The organism is Stenomitos frigidus ULC18 (genome assembly GCF_003003795.1).
GTDB classification, from domain to species: domain Bacteria; phylum Cyanobacteriota; class Cyanobacteriia; order Leptolyngbyales; family Leptolyngbyaceae; genus Stenomitos; species Stenomitos frigidus_A.
The window spans coordinates 1-2,792 of record NZ_PVWK01000146.1 but is presented as its reverse complement, the minus strand read 5'-3'; the positions used below and the strand labels follow the sequence as shown (position 1 = coordinate 2,792).

Genomic DNA, 2,792 nt, shown 5'->3' with positions numbered 1-2,792 from the left:
AACAAGAGCTAGCGTCATTATTAACCTTACGTTTTCAATCCTTTAAAAAAGTGAATTCTATTCCCTGACAAGGTATAACCTAAACCACGCTAAACTCAGTGGTGCTGATTTCAGCGGTGCTGACTTAAGGAGCACCAATTTAGAGTTGACAGACTTGAGTCATGCCAACCTGGGTCGTGCAAATCTAAATCACGCTGAACTCAGTGCTGCTAATTTGAATCATGCAAACTTAAGTGCTGTCAACTTAAGGAATGCCGTTCTGCGTAATGCTGATCTCAGTCATGCCAACTTACAGGGTGCTGATCTAGGCAGTGCCATGCTAAGAGGCGCTAATTTGAAAGGTGCCGACTTACAGGGCACTGATTTGAGCGGTGCTAACCTGTCTCGGACAACGATTGATGCCACAACAAAGCTAGATCCTAAATGGCAGCTAGTTCATGGACTTCTCACACAGGGAGCAACAAATCAGAATCTAAATGGTGCCGACTTGAGTGATGCTAATTTGAGTGATGCCAACCTAAATGGTGCCGACTTGAATAGTGCCGATTTGAGCCGTATTAACCTAAGTCGTGCCAAGTTGAGCGATGCTAATTTAAAACATGCCAACTTAAGTTCTGCCAACTTAAGGGGTGCCATTCTGAGTGACGCTGATCTCAGCGGTGCTGACTTGCAAGGTGCTGATCTCAGCGAGGCTGACTTGCAGGGTGCTGATCTCAGCGAGGCTGACTTGCAGGGTGCGGGTCTGAGTGGTACTAACCTGTCTCGGACCACAGTTGATGCCACAACAAAGCTAGATCCTAAATGGCAGCTAGTTCACGCACTCCTCACGCAGAGAGCGCCAAATCAGAATCTAAATGGTGCCGACTTGAGTGGTGCGAATTTGAGTGGTGCCGACTTGAGTGGTGTGAATTTGAGTGGTGTGAATTTGAGTGGTGCCGACTTGAGTGGTGCCAACCTGAACGGCACTGACTTGAGTCGCGCCAACTTGAGTCGCGCCAGCTTGAGTAGTGCGAATTTGAGTGGTACTGACTTAAGAAGTGCCAACTTGAGTCGCGCCAGCTTGAGTAGTGCGAATTTGAGTGGTACTGACTTAAGAAGTGCCGACTTGAGTGGTGCCGACTTGAGTGGTGTGAATTTGAGTGGTACCAACCTAAATGGTGCCGACTTGAGTGGTACGAGATTATGGAGAGTCGATCTAAAAGGGCTTAATTTGAGTGGTGTCAATTTGAGTCGTAGTCGCCTGAGCGATGCTGACTTGAGTGGTGCTGACTTAAGTGGTACTGACTTAAGTGGTGCTGATTTGAGCGGCAACAACCTGGATCATGTCAATTTGAGTGGTGCTAACTTGAGCCTTGCTAATTTATGGAGTGTCAACCTACGGAGCGCTAACTTAAGGAGTGTCAACCTACGGAATGCTAGCTTCCAGAGACCTCGGTTAGGAGAGATCGTTGCTGGTGCTGTATGGGGTTCAACAGAAAGGCGCAGTAGCATTGATATAGCTCGTACTGATCTGAGTGGTGCTAACCTAAGTGGTGCTGATCTAAGGAATACGAACTTGAGCGGTGTCCATTTAGACAGTACAGAGGTTAGAGAGGCTCAGTTTGGAAATGGCTTAGGGCTATCTGAAGCTGAAAAACTTAGCCTAGCAAAGCGAGGAGCAATCTTCGATGATGCCTCTGGTGATCGTGAGTCGCCCTAATCTCTTGGTTTTCAGCTTGCTTGTTAAATGAGGGGTTGAATGGGTAATTGTACAAAAACTCACGCTAACGCGTTTGAACGGGGCTAGGGTCGGCAGAAAAACAAGACAGCTTTCACTTGTCCTTCTTTTGACCATTAGACAGGTTTTGGACTAGATGCTCCCACTGCCACAGGTCTCAAAGGTCGATTCCTTCGTTGAAAGGCACCTCTAGAACCCTCATGCTGCCGCTGCTCTTCTGCTGCACGTGCAAGCGAACCAGCGATTACTCTCATGGGCGCAAGCGGCACAGCAGCTCCTCGAAGCCGCTTGCATCACGACCGCTGAGCGAACGCAAGCACCGCTGTCTCTGGAACACCAAGCCCTGCTCACCACGACGCTCATCACGCTGACGCAGTGTCAGTCTCAGTTGGCCAATGCGGTGGCTCCATAAATCTCTTGCGCGTGGTTGCATCGCGGGGCAGCGAACCGACTGTCGTGCTTCAATCGATAGGGTCCAGTTGTTTGAGCTGTAGGTGTTTGCGCCCCAGCACCAACTCAAACGCATCACCCGGTTGGAGCCTCATTTGCTGAGTATATGCGGTACCAATCAACAAGTTGCCATTCGCTTGCACCGCGATCCGGTAACGCGCACTGCGTCCATCCCGCCCACGCTCAGCGGCTGGTTTGTCCAGGATAATGCCTTCCGCTTCAATAAGAGCCTGCAGAAACTGCAACAGGTTGACGCGCTCCACACCACCTTTCGTGACGGTGTAATAGCCGCAGGCTTTGGCTTTCTGAGTCTTGCTCAGGGTTGCTAACGTCTTTACCTTCTGCAGTAACGCCTCCCCGGTGAGAGGTTCGCCCGTCTTCTGTTTCACCATGTTGCTGCTTCACTGCCCAAAATCTGCACTCTTATCATGCTGGATTATTGGTCACCATGATTGACTGAGCACGATCGCGATCGCAGCGTCAAAGTCGTGCCGTGATGGTCACACCGCCAGCGGTTTTGAGGGGTGTACTAGTGCTCTGGACTGGCTTTGGACTGTGCGACCCGTTCGCTCGAAATGAGTGGCAACACTCAGGGATGAGCGGCAAGAAGCGCGCCATAGCGTAC

3 protein-coding genes are annotated in these 2,792 nt (G+C 50.3%); 2 read left to right on the top strand and 1 reads right to left on the bottom strand.

What is annotated here, in order from left to right; all coding sequences use genetic code 11:
• Positions 1-64: 64 nt before the first annotated feature.
• Positions 65-1,699 carry a pentapeptide repeat-containing protein gene (locus C7B82_RS27215; RefSeq protein WP_245940119.1) on the top strand — a complete coding sequence of 545 codons (1,635 nt, stop codon included), beginning with the start codon at positions 65-67 and terminating at the stop codon, positions 1,697-1,699.
• 244 nt (positions 1,700-1,943) lie between these two features.
• Positions 1,944-2,129, top strand: coding sequence for a hypothetical protein (locus C7B82_RS27210; RefSeq protein WP_106260014.1), 186 nt, complete (start codon positions 1,944-1,946; stop codon positions 2,127-2,129).
• A 49-nt stretch (positions 2,130-2,178) separates the two neighbouring features.
• On the opposite strand, the gene C7B82_RS27205 is transcribed toward C7B82_RS27210, so the two are convergent.
• On the bottom strand, positions 2,179-2,559 hold the full coding sequence (locus C7B82_RS27205) for an AbrB family transcriptional regulator (RefSeq protein ID WP_106260013.1): 381 nt from the start codon (positions 2,557-2,559) through the stop codon (positions 2,179-2,181).
• Positions 2,560-2,792 lie beyond the last annotated feature (233 nt).

What these genes read in the sequence shown, in the direction of transcription:
- C7B82_RS27205 (WP_106260013.1), bottom strand. Translation starts at nt 2,559, where the DNA reads ATGGTGAAACAGAAGACGGGCGAACCTCTCACCGGGGAGGCGTTACTG.